The organism is Allofournierella massiliensis, from assembly GCF_964241245.1.
Classification (GTDB): Bacteria; Bacillota; Clostridia; order Oscillospirales; family Ruminococcaceae; genus Allofournierella; species Allofournierella massiliensis.
Genome location: NZ_CAXSWZ010000070.1, coordinates 1 through 884, shown reverse-complemented (window position 1 = coordinate 884; position 884 = coordinate 1). Strand labels below are relative to the sequence as shown.

The window sequence follows — 884 nt, the reverse complement described above, 5'->3', positions numbered from 1 at the left end:
GTGCGTCGCTATATCGCCGCCCGCTGCGACTTTATTGGTGCGGTCCGGCTCCCCAATACCACATTCAAACAAAATGCTGGTACGGAGGCCGTAGCCGATATTCTCTTTCTCCAAAAGCGCGATCGCATCCTGGAAGAGGATCAGCCCTGGATTCATCTAAGCGAGACTGTCGATGGCATCCCCATCAACGGCTATTTCTCCCAACATCCTGAAATGGTTTGCGGCACCATTCAAATGGTAAGCGGACCTTACGGCCCCACCCCAACTTGTGTGCCAAATGCCGAAATTCCTCTGGAAGAGCAGCTGGATCGCGCCCTTTCCCATCTCTCTGCTACTCTTACCAAAGCCGAATCCTCCCTGGAAGAGGTCACTGAAGCAAACGCTCATGTAATCGAAGCAGACCCGGATGTGAGAAACTTCAGCTACACGCTGAAAGATGACAGAATTTATTTCCGCACCAATTCTGTGATGCAGGAAGTCAAGCCCGGTGCCACCGCAGAAAAGCGCATCCGGCAGCTCATTTCCTTACGAGATACCGTGCGTCAGCTGCTGCAAGCTCAGATGGACGATCTTCCCGATGAGGTAATCCACAAATTGCAGCAACAACTGAACATCCAATACGACGCTTATCATCGTCAATATGGTCTGATCAACAGCCGTGGCTCTGCACACGCCTTTCAGGACGATAGCAGCTACTATCTGCTCTGTTCTCTGGAGGATATTGACGAAGAGGGCAAGCTGCGGGGCAAATCGGATATGTTCACAAAGCGCACCATCCGCAGCGCGAAGCCTGTCGATCATGTGGACACCGCCAGCGATGCGCTTGCCCTGTCTATTGGTGAAAAGGCCGGAATCGATTTGCCCTACATGATGCAGCTGACCGG

1 pseudogene is annotated in these 884 nt (G+C 52.7%); it reads left to right on the top strand.

The features are described from left to right. A pseudogene (locus tag ACESYO_RS16395) lies at positions 1-884 on the top strand (helicase); the annotation flags it as partial.